The organism is Streptomyces sp. NBC_00390, assembly GCF_036057275.1.
In the GTDB taxonomy this organism is placed as follows: domain Bacteria; phylum Actinomycetota; class Actinomycetes; order Streptomycetales; family Streptomycetaceae; genus Streptomyces.
This window is the reverse complement of sequence record NZ_CP107945.1, coordinates 7600074-7616476: the sequence shown is the minus strand read 5'-3', so window position 1 is coordinate 7616476 and position 16403 is coordinate 7600074. Positions and strand designations below refer to the sequence as shown.

Genomic DNA, 16403 nt, shown 5'->3' with positions numbered 1-16403 from the left:
CAACTCCACAGTGCGCTCGCCTCGCACCCGGTCAGTGGTCATCGGCTGACCATCGCCTCCCCGACCAGCAGCCTCAGCGCCGCTGCGATCGACTCGGCGTCGATACCGGCCAGGTGGAGCTGCTCGGCGGGCGTCGCCGACGCCGGGGTGATACGTACGCCGAGGCGTACCAGCCTCGGCATCGGGCGGCCGTCGGCGAACGCCTCCGCCACGGCGTCGCCCACTCCGCCCTCGACGCGGTGGTCCTCGACCGTCATCAGGCATCCGGTGTCGTCGGCCGCCTCCTGAAGTGTCCGCGCGTCCACGGGTTTGACCGAGTACAGGTCGATCACCCTTACGGCGATGCCTTCCCCGGCCAGCAGGTCGGCCGCGCGCAGCGCCTCGTGCACCGTCACACCGGCGGCCACCACGCACACCTGGTCGCGCCCGGAGCTGCGGAGCACCTTCGAGCCGCCGGCCCGGAAGGTGTCGCCCGCCGAGTAGAGGACGGGCGTGTCGCCACGAGTGGTGCGCAGATAGCTGACGCCGGGCAGGTCGGCCATGGCGGCGACGATAGCGGCCGTGGAGGTCGCGTCGCAGGGGTAGAACACGGTGCTGCCGGGCACCGCACGGAACATGGCCAGGTCTTCGAGGCCCATCTGGGACGGGCCGTCCTCGCCGATGGCGACACCCGCGTGCGATCCCACCAGGTTGATGTCCGCCCGGCTGACGGCGGCCATACGGATGAAGTCATGGGCACGGGTCAGGAACGCGGCGAAGGAGGCGGCGAAGGGGACATAGCCCCTGGCCTGCAGCCCCACCGACGCAGCCACCAGCTGCTGTTCGGCGATGTAGCACTGGAAGTAGCGGCCGGGATGTTTCTTGGCGAAGTATTCGGTACGGGTCGAATCGCCGACCTCGGCGTCCAGTGCCACGACATCGGTGCGTGCGGAGCCGAGCGCGGCGAGCGCCTTCCCGTAGGCCGTACGGGTGGCGACCTGGTCGCCGACGCGGAAGACCGGCAGGGTCAGAGGGCCGTCGGGCCGTGCGCCGAGCACCCGTGCGGTGGGCGGCTCGCGGACCGCCACCCGGGCCGACCTGATGCCGCCGAGCTCCTGTATCGCCGCCTCCGCGTCGGGCAGGGGCTTGCCGTGGTGGCCTTCGCGGTCCGCCACGTCGGCCACGCCGTGTCCCTTCTCCGTGCGGGCGAGGATCGCGGTGGGCCGGCCGATCTCGGAGACGGCCTCGGTGAGCGCGGCGTCGATCGCTGCGATGTCATGGCCGTCGATCTGAACGGTGTGCCAGCCGAAAGCCTGCAGCCGGCGGGCGTAGGCGTCGAGGTCGTGGCCCAGGCGGGTGGGACCGCGCTGGCCGAGCCGGTTGACATCGACGATCAGCGTCAGATTCTCCAGATGCTCGTACGCGGCGTGCTCGACGGCCTCCCAGACGGAGCCCTCCGCCATCTCGCTGTCGCCCGCGAGCACCCATACCCGGCAGGGGACCCGGTCGAGCTTCTTTGCGGCCAGCGCCATGCCCACGCCGATCGGCAGACCCTGGCCCAGCGACCCGGTGGCGACGTCGACCCAGGGCAGCCTCGGGGTGGGATGGCCTTCCAGGCGGCTGCCCTGGTGACGGAAAGTGAGCAGTTCATCGTCGTCGATGACCCCCGCCGCCCGGTACAGGGCGTACAGCAGCGGTGAGGCATGGCCTTTGGAGAAGATCAGCCGGTCGTTGCCGGGCAGATCCGGCCGGTCGAAGTCGTAGCGCAGATGGCGCGCGAGGAGTACGGCGGCGATGTCCGCGGCGGACATGGACGAGGTCGGGTGCCCGGAGCCTGCGGCGTCGGCGGCGCGGACCGCGTCCACCCGCAACTGCTGGCCCAGTTCCGCCAGTTGTCCGTCCTTCAGTGATTGCAATGTCATCTCACGCTCCTTGGGGGAAACACCCGGAATTCGGGCGGTGGAGCGCTGTCCGGGTGCCCCCGGACCCGGCGGCCAAACCGCGGTGGTGCCGTGCGGCATGGCGGGACCGGTCAGGTGCGGTGGGGCCGCTCAGGTGTAGGGGTGCTGATTCCGCTGGTCATCGACGACGGGCGTCGACGGGGGCACGATGACGCGCCGCCGTTTGGCGATGCTGGTGAAGGTGGCGACACCTATGAGACCGACGGCCATCAGAATCATGCCGATGACATCGAGGTTGGCTCCCTCCACCTCCCAGTCGGTGGCGAACGTGAGGATCGCCCCGGCGGCGATCAGGATGATGCATCCGCCCAGACCCATGTGACTCACCCATTTCTCTCGTTTGTTTCTCTTGTTTGTTTCTCTTGTTTGTTTCTCTCGGTCGGCTGGTCCGGTTCGGGTACCCGCCCCAGGTACGGACATGCGGGCCGGGACAGGGCGTCGGTAGGGCACCGGGTGCAAAGGATCAAGTGCGGACCGGAGAGGGCAAGGTCACAGGCCATTCCCCTGCTGCACCTTTGGACGCGTGTCCTAGCATCTGAGCATGACGGTCCTCCCCGATGACGGGTTTTCTTTGGCCGCCGAGTTCCCGGATGCGACCCATGAACAGTGGCAGCGCCTGGTCGAAGGCGTGCTGCGCAAGACAGGTAAGGACGCCCAGGGCTCGGCGGCCGAGGATGTACTCTCCACGGCTCTCGAGGACGGGCTCGTCGCCCGTCCCCTGTACACCACTCGTGACAACGCCGAAGGCTCCGGTTTCCCCGGTTTCGCCCCCTTCACCCGGGGCGGCAAACCCGAGGGCGCCGCGGTGTCCGGCTGGGACGTGCGCCAGCGCCATGACCGGTCGGATCCGGTGCGCACCAACGAAGCGGTGCTGAACGACCTGGAGAACGGGGCCGCCTCGGTGTGGCTGGCCGTCGGCGAGGCCGGCGTGCCCGTCGACGGGATCGGCACCGCCCTCGACGGTGTGTATCTCGACCTGGCTCCGGTCGTGCTCGACGCGGGCAGCGAATTCGCCGCGGCCGCCAAGGAGTTGCTGCGCCTGTACGAGGAGCGTGGCATCGCGCCCGAGGCCGCGCTCGGCAGTCTCGGCGCGGACCCCCTGGGCCATGCCGCGCGCACCGGCCGGTACGGGAACCTTGCGGCGGATCTGGCCTCGGCCACAGAGCTGGCCGTGCTGTGCGACCGCACCTACCCGGGCGTCCGGGCCATCGCGGTCGACGCCCTGCCGTACCACGAGGCCGGTGCCTCGGCCGCCCAGGAGCTGGGCTGCTCGCTGGCGAGCGGTGTGACCTGGCTGCGCGAGCTGACCGCGGCCGGTCTGAGCGTGGAGGCGGCCTGCGGACAGCTGGAGTTCCGGTACGCGGCGAGCGCCGACCAGTTCCTGACGATCGCGAAGCTGCGCGCGGCGCGCCGGCTGTGGTCCCGGGTCGCCGAGGTGTGCGGCGCCGAGCCGGCCGCCGGTGCCCAGCGCCAGCACGCGGTGACATCGGCGGTGATGATGACCCGCCGCGACCCCTGGGTGAACATGCTGCGCACCACGGTGGCCTCGCTGGCCGCGGGTGTGGGCGGCGCCGGCGCGGTGACCGTGCTGCCCTTCGACCACGCGCTGGGGTTGCCGGACGCGTTCGCCCGCCGGATCGCCCGCAACACCTCGACGATCCTGCTCGAGGAGTCGCATCTGGGCCGTGTCATCGACCCGGCGGGCGGCTCCTGGTACGTGGAGCAGCTGACCGACGAACTCGCGCACGCGGCCTGGCAGTGGTTCCTGGAGATCGAGCAGGCGGGCGGTCAGTCGGCGGCGCTGCAGAGCGGTCTGATCGCGCAACGGCTCGGCGCCACGTGGGAGAGCCGCAGCAAGAACCTGGCCAAGCGCCGCGAACCGGTCACGGGCGTCAGCGAGTTCCCGTTGCTGGCCCAGACGCCGGTGGAGCGCGACCCCGCCCCGGCGCTGCCGGGCGGAGGCCTGCCCAGGGTGCGCCGGGACGAGGCGTTCGAGGCACTGCGGTCCCGCTCGGACGCGCATCTGGCCGCGACCGGGACCCGGCCGCGGGTGTTCCTTGCCGCGCTGGGGCCGGCGGCCGCGCACACCGCGCGGGTGACGTTCGCCGCCAATCTGTTCCAGGCCGGCGGCATCGAGCCGGTGCACGAACCGGTCTCCGTGGATGCGGCGAGTGCCGCGCAGGCGTTCAAGGACAGCGGGGCCGCGGTGGCGTGCATCTGCTCCAGCGACGCGCTGTACGCGGAGCAGGCCGGGCCGGTCGCCGAGGCCCTGAAGTCGGCGGGCGCGCAGCGGGTGTTCCTCGCCGGGCGTCCCGGCGAGCAGCGAGAGACGTACGAAAGAGCCGGGGTCGACGAGTTCGTCGTCGCGGGCGGCGACGCGGTCGCCGTGCTGACCTCGGTCCTCGACCGGATCGGAGTGGCGTGATGGGCATCCCGGATTTCACGGGGATCGAACTGGGCCCGGGCGCCGTGGCCGGTGTGAGCGAGGACCAGTGGCGCAGTGCCGTCAAGGAGTCCGCGGGCCGGGACGACGCCGACCTGGTGTGGGAGACCCCGGAGGGCATCCCGGTCAAGCCGCTGTACACCGAGCGGGACCTGGAGGGCCTCGACTTCCTGCGGACGTACCCCGGAGTGGCGCCGTATCTGCGCGGCCCGTACCCGACGATGTACGTCAACCAGCCCTGGACGATCCGTCAGTACGCGGGCTTCTCCACGGCCGAGGAGTCGAACGCCTTCTACCGCCGTAATCTCGCGGCCGGCCAGAAGGGTCTGTCGGTCGCGTTCGACCTGCCGACGCACCGCGGGTACGACAGCGACCACCCGCGGGTGACCGGCGATGTCGGCATGGCGGGTGTGGCGATCGACTCGATCTACGACATGCGCCAGCTGTTCGACGGGATTCCGCTGGACAAGATGAGCGTGTCGATGACGATGAACGGCGCGGTGCTGCCCGTGCTGGCGCTGTACATCGTGGCCGCCGAGGAGCAGGGCGTACCGCCCGAGAAGCTGGCCGGGACCATCCAGAACGACATCCTCAAGGAGTTCATGGTCCGCAACACCTACATCTATCCGCCCGGCCCCTCGATGCGGATCATCTCGGACATCTTCGCGTACACCTCGCAGAAAATGCCCCGCTACAACTCCATCTCCATCTCCGGCTACCACATCCAGGAGGCCGGAGCGACCGCCGACCTGGAGCTCGCGTACACGCTGGCCGACGGCATGGAGTATCTGCGGGCGGGCATCGACGCCGGCCTGGACGTGGACTCGTTCGCACCGCGGCTGTCGTTCTTCTGGGCGATCGGCATGAACTTCTTCATGGAGGTCGCCAAGCTGCGGGCCGCACGGCTGCTGTGGGCGAAGCTGGTGAAGAAGTTCGACCCGAAGAGCCCCAAGTCGCTGTCCCTGCGCACCCATTCGCAGACCTCCGGCTGGTCGCTGACGGCGCAGGACGTCTTCAACAACGTCACCCGCACCTGCGTCGAGGCGATGGCCGCGACGCAGGGGCACACGCAGTCGCTGCACACCAACGCCCTGGACGAGGCGCTCGCGCTGCCCACCGACTTCTCGGCACGTATCGCCCGCAACACCCAGCTGCTGCTGCAGCAGGAGTCGGGCACCTGCCGGGTCATCGACCCGTGGGGCGGCAGTGCGTACGTCGAGAAGCTCACGCACGATCTGGCCCGCCGCGCCTGGCAGCACATCGAGGAGGTCGAGGCCGCCGGCGGCATGGCCAAGGCCATCGACGCCGGTATCCCCAAGCTCCGGGTGGAGGAGGCCGCGGCCCGTACACAGGCCCGTATCGACTCCGGCCGCCAGCCGGTGATCGGAGTCAACAAGTACCGGGTGGACAGCGACGAGCAGATCGAGGTGCTCAAGGTCGAGAACTCCCAGGTGCGGGCCCAGCAGGTGGAGAAGCTGCGGCGGCTGCGGGCCGAGCGCGACGAGGCCGCCTGCCAGGACGCCCTGCGCGCCCTGACCGCGGCGGCCGAGGCCGGTGCCGCCAAGGGCGGCAGCCTGGAGGGCAATCTGCTGGCGCTGGCGGTCGACGCGGCGCGCGCGATGGCGACCGTCGGTGAGATCTCGGACGCACTGGAGACGGTGTACGGCCGGCACTCGGGCCAGATCCGTACGATCTCCGGCGTGTACCGCAACGAAGCAGGGGAGTCGCCTTCCGTGGACCGCACCCGCGCGCTGGTCGACGAGTTCGAGCAGGCCGAGGGCCGCAGGCCGCGCATCCTGGTCGCCAAGATGGGCCAGGACGGTCACGACCGTGGCCAGAAGGTGATCGCCACCGCCTTCGCCGACCTCGGCTTCGACGTCGACGTCGGCCCGCTGTTCCAGACGCCGGCCGAGGTGGCCCGCCAGGCCGTGGAGGCCGATGTGCACATCGTCGGCGTCTCGTCGCTGGCCGCGGGGCATCTGACGCTGGTGCCCGCGCTGCGCGAGCAGCTGGCGGCCGAAGGGCGCGAGGACATCATGATCGTCGTCGGCGGCGTGATCCCGCCGCAGGACGTCCCCACCCTGCGGGAGATGGGCGCGGCAGCGGTCTTCCCGCCGGGCACGGTGATCCCGGACGCTGCCCGGGACCTGGTGCGGACCCTGGCAGGCTCGCTCGGCCACGAGCTGTAGGCCCATGCCACCGAAGATCGACATCGACGCCTATGTGAAGGGCGTACGTGAGGGGTCGCGGGCGTACATCGCCCGCGCCGTCACGCTCGTGGAGTCCACCCGTCCCGACCATCGCGTCCTCGCGCAGCAGCTGCTCACACAGCTGTTGCCGTACTCGGGGACGGCGCGGCGGGTGGGCATCAGCGGGGTGCCCGGGGTCGGCAAGTCCACGTTCATCGACGCGCTCGGGACGATGCTCACCGGACTCGGCCACCGGGTGGCCGTGCTGGCCGTCGACCCGTCGTCCACCCGCACGGGCGGGTCCATCCTGGGCGACAAGACCCGGATGGAACGCCTCGCGGTGGACCCGGCGGCGTTCGTACGGCCCTCCCCCAGCGCGGGCACGCTCGGCGGCGTGGCCAAGGCGACCCGCGAGACGATCATCGTGATGGAGGCCGGCGGCTACGACGTGGTGCTGGTGGAGACGGTCGGCGTCGGCCAGTCGGAGACCACGGTCGCCGGCATGGTGGACTCCTTCCTGCTGCTCAGCCTCGCCCGCACCGGGGACCAGCTCCAGGGCATCAAGAAGGGCGTGCTGGAACTCGCCGACGTGATCGCGGTGAACAAGGCGGACGGCCCGCATGAGCGCGACGCCCGCTCCGCGGCCCGCGAACTGGCCGGTGCGCTGCGGCTGATGCATCCGGCCGACGCTGCCTGGACTCCGCCCGTGCTGTCCTGCAGCGCGCGCGAGAGCATGGGACTCGACGTGGTGTGGGAGCGGCTGGAGCAGCACCGCAAGGTGCTCGACTCGACCGGGCGGCTGGCGGCCAAACGCCGTGACCAGCAGATCGAGTGGACCTGGGCGATGGTCCACGACGCACTGCTCGACCGGCTGCGCCGCCACCCCGAGGTACGCGATCTCGCCCCGCAGCTGGAACAGCGGGTGCGGGACGGCGCTCTGACGGCGACGCTCGCGGCCGAGCGCATCCTCGAGGCGTTCCGGCAGCCGGACACTCCGCGCTGAAGGCAGGCCCGGGAAGGACGGGCTCGGGGCCGGACCGCCGTCCGGCCCCGAGCCCGTCCTGCGTTCGTCCCACGGCCGCTCGGCCGGTGCACCGGGGCCCCGTGTACGGCGCACCCAAACCTTGGCGGGACGCCGTGTCGGCTGCGGTCAGCCGGGTACTCGGCTGCGACACCGACCGGTGCCGGAGCAACCGAGGAGCATGGCCATGCTGATCGCATTTCTGATGGCTCCCCAAGGGGTCGAACAGATCGAGCTCACCGAGCCGTGGGAGGCGGTGACGGACGCCGGCGACAAGCCGCGGCTGCTGTCGACGAAGGCGGGTCGCATCCAGGCCTTCCACCATCTCGACAAGGCGGACACCTTCCCGGTCGACGAGGTGGTCGCCTCCGCGTCGGCCGACGAATACGGCGCGCTGGTGCTGCCCGGCGGGCTGGCCAATCCGGACTCGTTGCGCATGGACCAGGACGCGGTCGCCTTCGTGCGCGCGTTCTTCGACGCGGGCAAGCCGGTCGCGGCGATCTGTCACGCCCCGTGGACGCTGGTGGAGGCCGATGTGGTGCGCGGCCGCACGCTGACGTCGTGGCCGAGCCTGCGCACCGACATCCGCAACGCCGGCGGCAGGTGGGTGGACGAGCCGGTGCGGATCTGCACCGCCGCCCCTGGCCCGCTGATCACCAGCCGGAAGCCGGGCGACCTCAAGGACTTCTGCGCGGCGCTCACCACCGAGTTCGCCAGGGCGGCCGCCGAGATGGCGAGCCGCTGAACGGCTCCACCTCACCGGTGTCGCCGCTCATGCCTCACCCGACTCGCACTCCCCCCTCCGTGCGCCGGAGCGGGTGCGACCGGCGGCGACGGGGCGCTGAGGATGGCGCCGCAGGTACTCGGCCTCGAGTTCGGCCATTCGGACGTTGTGCGCGGCGAGCGCGGAGTCCGAGCCGTACAGCAGAGTGTCATGACGGCTGCGGTGGATGTTCTGCAGTTCACGCAGCAGATCCGGCTCATCGAGCCGTTCCGGGTCGACGCCCCGGTGCCCCTCGGTCTCCTTCACGGCGACCGTCCCCTTTCCGTGTCCGTGTCCCGGCCGTGGTGTGTGGCCGATGACCTTGTGGGTACCCGCTGGGCACGCGATACCCGGCTTTCTTGGAGGACGTCATGCGACTGTCGTTCCTCAACACTCTCTACGAACGGCCCGGCCCATGGGCCAGCGTCCACCTCGATACCGGCCGTACCGCCGAGTCCACCCCGGCACGGCGAGAGCTGCAAGCCCGCGAGGCGTGCGGCGCGCTGCGCAGGCAGGGAGCCGACGAAGCGACCGGGCAGGCGGTGTACGAAGCCCTGACCGGGGAGCCAGGCCCGGCGGGCGGGGCCGGACGTGCGGTCTTCGCCGCGGGCGGCCAGGTGGTGCTCGACCGGCCGCTGGCCACCGCCCCGCCGACCGCGGTGGACACCCGCTGGTCGGCACTGCCGAGAGTCGCTCCACTGCTGGATCTCGCCGCGCAGGAGCCGGTGTGCCTGGTTGCGTACATCGACCGCATCGGCGCGGACCTCGAGGTGCGTACCCCGCTCGGCCGAAGGTCCGCGGGGCAGGCGCAGGGCCTGGACTGGCCGGTGCACCGCGCCGGACGCGACGAGTTGTCGGACAGCCATTTCCAGCGGAGCGTCGAGAACACCTGGGAGCACAACGCCGAGGAGGTGGCGAAGGCGATTGTCACCTGTCAGGAAGAGGCCCGCGCCGATGTGATCGTGCTGGCCGGCGACGTCCGGGAGCGCCGGTCGGTGCACCGCAGGCTGCCCGCCGGGCTGCAGGACCGCGTCGTCGAGTCCGGGCACGGGGGCCGCGCCGAAGGTGCCTCCGCCAAGCTGCTGGACGAGGACGTGAAGCGTGCGGCCGAGGAGCATGTGCGCCGGAGCGCCGCAGCCGGGCTGGACCGCTTCCGTTCCGCGCACGAGACCGCGGCGGAAGGGGTGCGCCCGCTCGTGGACGCGGCCCGGGAGCACCGGATCGCCGAGTTGTTCGTCTGCCCGGAGGGCGGGGACACCCACCGCGAGGTGTGGGTGGGTCCGGAGCCCGACCAGGTGGCTGTGCGCCGTTCCGACGCCCACTACCTCGGTGAGATGCATCCGTCGTCCGCGCGTGCGGATGATGCGCTGCTGCGCTCGGCGGCGATGACCGGGGCGCCGGCCCAGGTGGTGCACATCGACGGCGTGGGGTCCGTGCCGGCCGGCGGGCTCGGCGCACTGCTGCGCTGGCCCTCTCACGACGGTGGGCACCAGTGAGCGTCCGGCACCCGGGACCGGGCCACGCCTGGTGACGGGGGTGCGCTGCCCGAGGCACCCGGCCGCAGTCCGCCGACCGGGCAGGGATCCTGTTGCGCGGCATCCGGCCGCCCACCCGGCAGCCGCTGTACCGGCCGTTCGTCCTGTCCAGAGCGCCCGCGACCGCAGCACGACCGCGCTCGCCGCCGGTGGGCGCGGTCGTGATCAATGGCCCGGCTCGTTTTGTCCTGCCGGCTGACCGCCCGCGTCCGCAGCGCCACCGCGCTCGCCGCCGCCCGCGCGCTCCACCCCGGGGCTGCGCAGCCCCGGGGCAATGGCCGCGCCCCCGGCATCCCGGGCGCCGGCGGCGCCCGGGATGCCGGTGCCGTCCGTGCCGCGGGTCGGATCATCTGTGCCGCAGGCGCGATCAGTGGCCCAGCTTGTCCTTGAGCTCGGCCTTGTTCATGGAGGAGCGGCCGTGCAGATTGCGGCGCTGCGCCTCGGCGTACAGCTGGTCGTAGGTGGGTCCCTGAGCGCCGCTGTGCGAGCGCTTGCCGCCGCGCCGTGACGACGACATGTCCTCGATGGAGCTCTTACTGGCCGTACGGGACTCCCCGGAGCGGGCGCGTTCCTTGTTCACCGTCCGCGCGGCGATCTCCTTCGCCCGCTTCGTGCTCTCTCCGCGCTCCTCGGCGCTCTCCTTGATGTGCTCGTACTGGCGTTCCCTCTTCGGGCTCGATCCGCGAGGCATGACCGCTCCTTCGGCTGTCCGGGGCCGCCGTGGCGGCGGATCGTGTGTGCGGGTACCCGGCCGTCTCGCCACCACTCGTCCTCCGCCGGGCCCGCGTAAAATCCAGACCGGGCGCGATCGCACCGTGGTCGCCTTGACTGCTCGGGATGGGAGTGGTCGTGGTCATGCCTGCCCCGGAGCCTTGGGGACCGAGCGGCGAGACATCCGACTTCGCCGCCCGGCTGGCCGATGAGAACACCGCCCTGCGCGAGGAACTGAGGCGCCGGCATCTGACCGATCTGGCCACCGGCGTTCTGGCGGCCCAGCTCGGCGCCACGCCCGCCGAGGCCGCCGAGCATCTGGCCCATGTGGCCGAGTCGGCCAACGTGACCCGCGAGGACATCGCCGCGGACATCGTGAACGCCGTCGCGGGCACCACCGCCGTCACGGCGCCGCCCCCCGCCGCGGAGGACGCGGCATCTGCCGTCAGTGCCCGGCGGGTACGGCAGGTCGTCACGGCGGCGGAGGCGGACCCCACCGTGAACCAGGGCGCGGCCACCCTGCTGGACGGCGGCCTGCGACCGCTGGGCGTGCAGAGCCTGTGGCTCTGGGCGCTGACCGGATCGGGCTGCCTCCGGCTAGCGGGCCACGCCGGAGTCGGCGCCCTGGAGGCAGCGCAGTGGCAGTGGATTCCGCCGTCCGCTCCCCCGCCGTTCCGCTCGGCGCTGGTGGACGGGTCACCGGTGTGGCTGCCGGACGGAGCCCCCGACGGCGACCGGCTCCCCGGCCCGTCGCCGTGGGCGGCCCGCGGTTTCGTCCCGCTGCGGCTACGCGGTTCGACCGTGGGTCTGGCGCTGGCCGTCTGGCCGGACCGTGCCGAACTCGACGACAGGGTCCGCGGCGCGGTCGCCGGGCTGGTCGCCGTCGCGGCAAGGGTGCTGGGCGCCGAGCGGATCCCGCCCACCGATCAGCCCGCTCTCGACGATCTGCTGGACGCCCTGGCGTACCCGGCGATGGTGCTCCGCCGTGATCCGGACACCTCGGGACTGACCGTCGAGCATGTCAACGCGGCCGCCTCCGAGGCGCTGGACGGTGAGTACCGGGTGGTCGGCCGGCCCCTCGAAGCCGCCTTCCCTCTGATCCATCGCGATCTCGCGGCGATGTCGCGGCGGGCCAGATACGCACCGTCCGCGCAGCATGCGGCGCGGCTGCCCGCGGAGCACCGGCCCGAGGCACTCGATCCGCTGCTGGATGTGCGGGTCCTGGCCTCGGGGCCCGACCGGACCGTCGTCCTGTGGCACACCTCGAGCCATCCCCGTACGGCCGTCGGCCGCGCGGTGGGCCGGCTGCAGGGACTCGCACTGTTCGAGGACGACCTGACCACGGGGCGCTCGCGCTGGAGCGAGCAGACCTATGCGATCTTCGGGATGGCCCGGGACGCGAATCCGGTCCCGCTCACCCAACTGGGCCCTCGGGTGCATCCGGAGGACGCGGACGACCTCGCCGAACTGCTCGCGGATCTCACCGAACGCCGCAAGGGTTCATCGGCGATCCTGCGGATGAGCCGGGACGACGGTGGCCAGCGTCATGTCCGCATCGCCGCCGAGCCGTTGCTGAGCGGTTCGGTGCTGACCGGGATCGCGGGGGTGTACCAGGACGTCTCCGGGGAGTACCACACCGAACTCGCGCTGACCGCGACGTTCGACCAGCTCACCGCGGTACGGGCGCAGGCAACGCTGCGGCACCGGCTGGTGCTGCAGCTCCAGCAGGCGATCGTGCCGGAGATTCCCTCGTTGCAGAAGCTGCCGGGGCTCGGGGCTGCGGCACGCTACCGGCCGGCGGCGCACGAGTACCGCGTCGGCGGCGACTGGTACGACGTACTTCCGCTGCCCGGCGGCAAGGTGCTGGTGGCGGTCGGCGACATCGCCGGCCACGGCATCGACGCGGCCACCGGCATGGTCGCCCTGCGCAATGCGCTGCGCGGCCTGGCGTTCACCGGGCACTCGCCGGCCCGGCTGATGGGGTGGCTGAACGAGGTGACGCTGAACGCGCCGGGGTACCCCACGGCCACGGCCGTCTGCGCCCTGTACGAACCGGAGGACCGTACGCTGCGGTGGGCCAGCGCCGGCCATCTGCCGCCGCTTTTGCTGCGGGACGGCAGGGCCCGGCTGCTGGAGCCACCCCCGGATGTGCTGCTGGGCGCCGAGCCCGGTCATACGTACCACGAGACGGCCACCCGGCTGGTGCCCGGCGACACGCTGCTGCTGTACACGGACGGCCTGATCGAGCGCCGCCACGGCGGTCTGGACGAGGGCCTGGACGCGCTGCGCCGCACGGCGGAGCAGCTGTGCCACTGCGACGTGGACGAACAGGTCGACCGGCTGCTGAGCGCGGCGACCGGCGACACGGACGACGACACGAGCCTGATCGCCGTACGCGTCCCCTGAGGCGGCGGCGCCCGGCGGGCCGGGGACGCGGTCCCGGCAACGGTCAGGACACTACGTCCGGAACGTGCCCGGCTCGCGTGCTCCGGCTTCCCCGCAGCCTTCGGCGTGGCAGCCTCTTCCACCCCCGTGGCCTCCGCGACGGGCGGCTCCCGGCACCAGACCCCGTGCCCGGATCGGCCTGATCCGGAGGAATGGTTCAGCGCGCGTGCCTGCCGTGGCGAGGCGCCGACTTCAGTGCCGCTTCCTCGGCCCGGCCCTCCTGCATCAGGCGGCGGCCCTCCTGCTTCATCCGTTCGTTGTCCAGGACTCGTCCGTCGGCCTCGAGCCTCATGCCCCTCAGCTGCTTCAGCTTGGCCTTCGCCATACCCATGTGTGTGCTCCTTTCCTCCTGTTGGTGTTCAGCTACGCCGGCGTGCGGCTCATCGTCCGCGCGCCAGCCACATGCGGATCTTCGCCAGCAGATGGTCCGCGTCCACCGGCTTGGCGACATAGTCGTCCGCGCCTTCGGCCAGTGCCTCGGCCCGGTCGCCGGGCATCGCCTTGGCCGTGACCACGATGATCGGGACGTTCGCCCCGTGGGGGAGCTGTCTGATGGCCTGCATGGCGGCGTAGCCGTCCATGCCCGCCATCATCACGTCCATCACGACGAGATCGACCTCGTCGTGCCCTTCGAGTACGGCGATGCCCGCCCTGCCGTTGTCGGCCTGCAGCACCGTCATTCCCTCGCGCTGGAGGATCTCGGTGAGCGCGAAGACATTGCGCCCGTCGTCGTCGACCACGAGGACGGTGTGTCCGCGCGCCGATTCCTCCACCTGGGGTACTGCCGCGGGCTGCCGTTGCACCGTCTCGCGCAGGATGTGCTCCGCGGGCGTACTGCCCCGCCGCTCCACCGGCAGATAGAGCGTGAAGCTGCTGCCGCGCCCCGGTGTGCTCTCGGCCTCGATCACGCCGCCGAGGAGCCGCGCCACCTCGCGGCTGATGGAGAGCCCGAGCCCGGTGCCGCCGTACTGGCGTGATGTGGTGCTGTCGCCCTGCTGGAAGGCGCCGAACATGCTCTCCAGGCGGTCGGGCGGGATGCCGATGCCGGTGTCGAGGACCCGGAAGGCGACCACCGGTCCCACGTCCTGCAAGGCCGTCGGCAGCTCGTGCTGTGCGGCGGCCCCGGCCCGCAGTTCCACCCATCCCTCGTCGGTGAACTTCAGTGCGTTGGACACCAGATTGCGCAGTACCTGGCGCAGCCGGGACTCGTCGGTGGTGAGCCGCTGCGGGGTGCCCGTTTCCGTGATCACCTCGAACGACAGCTCCCGCTCGGTCGCCACGGGCCGGAAGGTCGCCTCCACGTACTCCATGAGGTCGGCGAGCGAGAACGCCTCGGGGTGGATGGCCATCTTGCCGGCCTCGACCTTGGACAGATCCAGGATGTCGTTGATGAGCTGGAGCAGGTCGGACCCGGCCGAGTGGATCACTTCGGCATAGTCGACCTGCTTCTCCGTCAGATTGCCCTCGAGATTCTGGGCGAGCAGCTGGGCGAGGATCAGCAGGCTGTTGAGCGGGGTGCGCAGCTCATGGCTCATGTTGGCCAGGAACTCCGACTTGTACATCGAGGTGCGGGACAACTGCTGGGCCCGGGCCTCCAGTTCCTGGCGGGCCTGCTCGATCTCCAGGTTCTTGCGTTCGATGTCGCGGTTGCGGTCCGCGAGCAGCGCGGCCTTCTCCTTGAGTTCGGCGTTCGAGCGCTGCAACTCCTCCTGCCGTGCCTGCAGTTCCTTGGACCGCGTGCTGAGTTCGGCGGTCAGCCGCTGGGACTGGTCGAGCAGTTCGTCGGTGCGGGTGTTGGCGATCAGTGTGCTGACATTGACGCCGAGGGTCTCGATGAACTGGTCGAGGAAGTCCCGGTGCACGACGGTCAGCGGGCTCACGGCCGCGAGCTCGACCACGCCCAGCACCTGGCCCTCCAGGACGACCGGGAGCACGATCAGATGCCGGGGGTCCACGCTGCCCGTGCCGGAGGAGACGGTCGCGTACCCGGGCGGCAGATCACGCACCTCGATGGCGCGGCGGCTGCGGGCGGCCTGGCCGATGAGGGACTGGCCGAGCCGGAAGCGGCGCGGGCCGGTGCCGGGGGCGTCCGGTGCACCGTACGAGGCGATCATGACGAGTTCGACGCCCTGCTCCCCCTCCTCGGCGAGGAAGAAGCCGCCGTACTGTGCGGAGACCAGTGGCGGCAGCTCGTCCATGATCAGTTCGGCGACCGCGGGCAGGCTCCTCGTCCCCTGGACGAGACCTGACATCCGGGCCAGATTGGTCTTGAGCCAGTCCTGTTCCTCGTTGGCGCGGATGGTCGCGCGCAGCGACTCGACCATCGCGTTGATGTTGTCCTTGAGGTCACCCACCTCACCCGGGGCCTCGACGGTGATCGACCCGGTCAGGTCTCCCTCGGCGACGGCGCTGGTCACTTCGGCGATCGCGCGTACCTGCCGGGTCAGGTTCCCGGCCAGTTCGTTGACGTTCTCGGTCAGCCGTTTCCAGGTGCCGGAGACCCCTTCGACCTCGGCCTGGCCGCCGAGGCGCCCCTCGCTGCCGACCTCGCGCGCGACGCGGGTGACCTCGGCGGCGAACGACGACAGTTGCTCGACCATGGTGTTGATGGTGGTCTTCAGCTCGAGGATCTCACCGCGCGCGTCCACGTCGATCTTGCGGGTCAGATCGCCCCGGGCCACGGCCGTGGTGACCTGGGCGATGTTGCGGACCTGGTTGGTCAGGTTGTTCGCCATGAAGTTGACGTTGTCCGTCAGGTCCTTCCAGGTGCCGGACACACCCTGGACCGTGGCCTGGCCGCCGAGCTTTCCGTCGGTGCCGACCTCGCGCGCCACCCGGGAGACCTCCTCGGCGAACGAGGACAGCCGGTCGACCATTGTGTTGATGGTCTCCTTGAGCTCCAGGATCTCCCCGCGTGCGTCGACCCGGATCTTCCGGGTGAGGTCGCCGCGGGCGACGGCGGTGGCGACCTGGGCGATCGCGCGCACCTGGGAGGTCAGGTTGTCGGCCATGGTGTTGACGCCCGAGGTGAGCTCGTGCCACACGCCGCCGGCCCGCGGCTCGCGCGCCTGGCCGCCGAGCAGGCCCTGCCCGCCGACCTCGCTGGCGACCCGGGTGACCTCGGAGGTGACCACTGAGATCTGGTCCACCATCCCGTTGTAGATCGTGGCGATCTCGCCGAGCAGCCCCCCGGCGTCGGCGGGCAGGCGGACGGACAGGTCTCCGTCGCGTACGGCGGTGAGCCCGGCCAGGAGTTTGCGGAGCCCTTCCTCGCCCAGCTCGGCGGACGGCGGCGCGCCCGGCCGGGGACCGGGCGGCGGGGCAGACACATCCATCGCAGACCTCGCGCTGTCGTG

12 protein-coding genes are annotated in these 16403 nt (G+C 71.3%); 6 read left to right on the top strand and 6 right to left on the bottom strand.

Annotation, left to right across the window (positions count from 1 at the left end):
• Positions 1-38 precede the first annotated feature (38 nt).
• Both OHS70_RS33850 and OHS70_RS33845 read right to left on the bottom strand, forming a co-directional pair.
• Complete coding sequence (locus OHS70_RS33850; protein ID WP_328403872.1) at positions 39-1901, bottom strand: transketolase; 1863 nt, start codon at positions 1899-1901, stop codon at positions 39-41.
• 129 nt (positions 1902-2030) lie between these two features.
• The gene (locus tag OHS70_RS33845; protein WP_328406106.1) at positions 2031-2258 is read right to left on the bottom strand and encodes a DUF6458 family protein; all 228 of its coding nucleotides are present in this window, start codon (positions 2256-2258) and stop codon (positions 2031-2033) included.
• A gap of 223 nt (positions 2259-2481) precedes the next feature.
• Here OHS70_RS33845 and OHS70_RS33840 point away from each other — a divergent pair, with 223 nt between their 5' ends.
• The 4 genes from OHS70_RS33840 (at position 2482) to OHS70_RS33825 (ending at position 8338) form a co-directional block, all read left to right on the top strand.
• Positions 2482-4365, top strand: coding sequence for a methylmalonyl-CoA mutase family protein (locus OHS70_RS33840; protein ID WP_328403870.1), 1884 nt, complete (start codon positions 2482-2484; stop codon positions 4363-4365).
• Positions 4365-6572, top strand: a complete 2208-nt coding sequence (scpA, locus tag OHS70_RS33835) for a methylmalonyl-CoA mutase (protein WP_328403868.1) — start codon at positions 4365-4367, stop codon at positions 6570-6572. Before OHS70_RS33840 ends, scpA begins: the two co-directional genes overlap by 1 nt.
• Positions 6573-6576: 4 nt before the next feature.
• A complete protein-coding gene (meaB, locus tag OHS70_RS33830) occupies positions 6577-7575 on the top strand; it encodes a methylmalonyl Co-A mutase-associated GTPase MeaB (RefSeq protein ID WP_328403866.1) in 999 nt (332 codons plus the stop codon).
• 205 nt (positions 7576-7780) lie between these two features.
• Positions 7781-8338, top strand: a complete 558-nt coding sequence (locus OHS70_RS33825) for a type 1 glutamine amidotransferase domain-containing protein (protein ID WP_328403864.1) — start codon at positions 7781-7783, stop codon at positions 8336-8338.
• 27 nt (positions 8339-8365) lie between these two features.
• Here OHS70_RS33825 and OHS70_RS33820 read toward each other — a convergent pair whose 3' ends face one another.
• Positions 8366-8623 (bottom strand): DUF6158 family protein, encoded by a 258-nt coding sequence (locus tag OHS70_RS33820; RefSeq protein WP_328403862.1) that lies wholly within the window; start codon positions 8621-8623, stop codon positions 8366-8368.
• A gap of 104 nt (positions 8624-8727) precedes the next feature.
• Between OHS70_RS33820 and OHS70_RS33815 the strand changes: the two genes are divergently transcribed.
• Positions 8728-9852, top strand: a complete 1125-nt coding sequence (locus OHS70_RS33815; RefSeq protein WP_328403860.1) for a baeRF2 domain-containing protein — start codon at positions 8728-8730, stop codon at positions 9850-9852.
• 406 nt (positions 9853-10258) lie between these two features.
• Here OHS70_RS33815 and OHS70_RS33810 read toward each other — a convergent pair whose 3' ends face one another.
• Positions 10259-10582, bottom strand: coding sequence for a plasmid stabilization protein (locus OHS70_RS33810; RefSeq protein ID WP_328403858.1), 324 nt, complete (start codon positions 10580-10582; stop codon positions 10259-10261).
• A gap of 164 nt (positions 10583-10746) precedes the next feature.
• On the opposite strand from OHS70_RS33810, the gene OHS70_RS33805 reads away from it, so the two are divergent.
• Positions 10747-13008, top strand: a complete 2262-nt coding sequence (locus tag OHS70_RS33805; RefSeq protein ID WP_328403855.1) for a SpoIIE family protein phosphatase — start codon at positions 10747-10749, stop codon at positions 13006-13008.
• A 196-nt stretch (positions 13009-13204) separates the two neighbouring features.
• Here OHS70_RS33805 and OHS70_RS33800 read toward each other — a convergent pair whose 3' ends face one another.
• Both OHS70_RS33800 and OHS70_RS33795 read right to left on the bottom strand, forming a co-directional pair.
• On the bottom strand, positions 13205-13378 hold the full coding sequence (locus OHS70_RS33800) for a hypothetical protein (protein ID WP_328403853.1): 174 nt from the start codon (positions 13376-13378) through the stop codon (positions 13205-13207).
• A gap of 49 nt (positions 13379-13427) precedes the next feature.
• Positions 13428-16382 carry a hybrid sensor histidine kinase/response regulator gene (locus tag OHS70_RS33795; protein ID WP_328403851.1) on the bottom strand — a complete coding sequence of 985 codons (2955 nt, stop codon included), beginning with the start codon at positions 16380-16382 and terminating at the stop codon, positions 13428-13430.
• Positions 16383-16403: the final 21 nt, after the last annotated feature.

Coding starts and splice junctions, on each gene's coding strand:
- OHS70_RS33840 (WP_328403870.1), top strand. CDS start 2,482: ATGACGGTCCTCCCCGATGACGGGTTTTCTTTGGCCGCCGAGTTCCCG.
- OHS70_RS33825 (WP_328403864.1), top strand. CDS start 7,781: ATGCTGATCGCATTTCTGATGGCTCCCCAAGGGGTCGAACAGATCGAG.
- OHS70_RS33845 (WP_328406106.1), bottom strand. CDS start 2,258: ATGGGTCTGGGCGGATGCATCATCCTGATCGCCGCCGGGGCGATCCTC.
- OHS70_RS33810 (WP_328403858.1), bottom strand. CDS start 10,582: ATGCCTCGCGGATCGAGCCCGAAGAGGGAACGCCAGTACGAGCACATC.
- OHS70_RS33805 (WP_328403855.1), top strand. CDS start 10,747: ATGCCTGCCCCGGAGCCTTGGGGACCGAGCGGCGAGACATCCGACTTC.
- OHS70_RS33800 (WP_328403853.1), bottom strand. CDS start 13,378: ATGGGTATGGCGAAGGCCAAGCTGAAGCAGCTGAGGGGCATGAGGCTC.
- meaB (WP_328403866.1), top strand. CDS start 6,577: ATGCCACCGAAGATCGACATCGACGCCTATGTGAAGGGCGTACGTGAG.
- scpA (WP_328403868.1), top strand. CDS start 4,365: ATGGGCATCCCGGATTTCACGGGGATCGAACTGGGCCCGGGCGCCGTG.
- OHS70_RS33795 (WP_328403851.1), bottom strand. CDS start 16,382: ATGGATGTGTCTGCCCCGCCGCCCGGTCCCCGGCCGGGCGCGCCGCCG.
- OHS70_RS33850 (WP_328403872.1), bottom strand. CDS start 1,901: ATGACATTGCAATCACTGAAGGACGGACAACTGGCGGAACTGGGCCAG.
- OHS70_RS33815 (WP_328403860.1), top strand. CDS start 8,728: ATGCGACTGTCGTTCCTCAACACTCTCTACGAACGGCCCGGCCCATGG.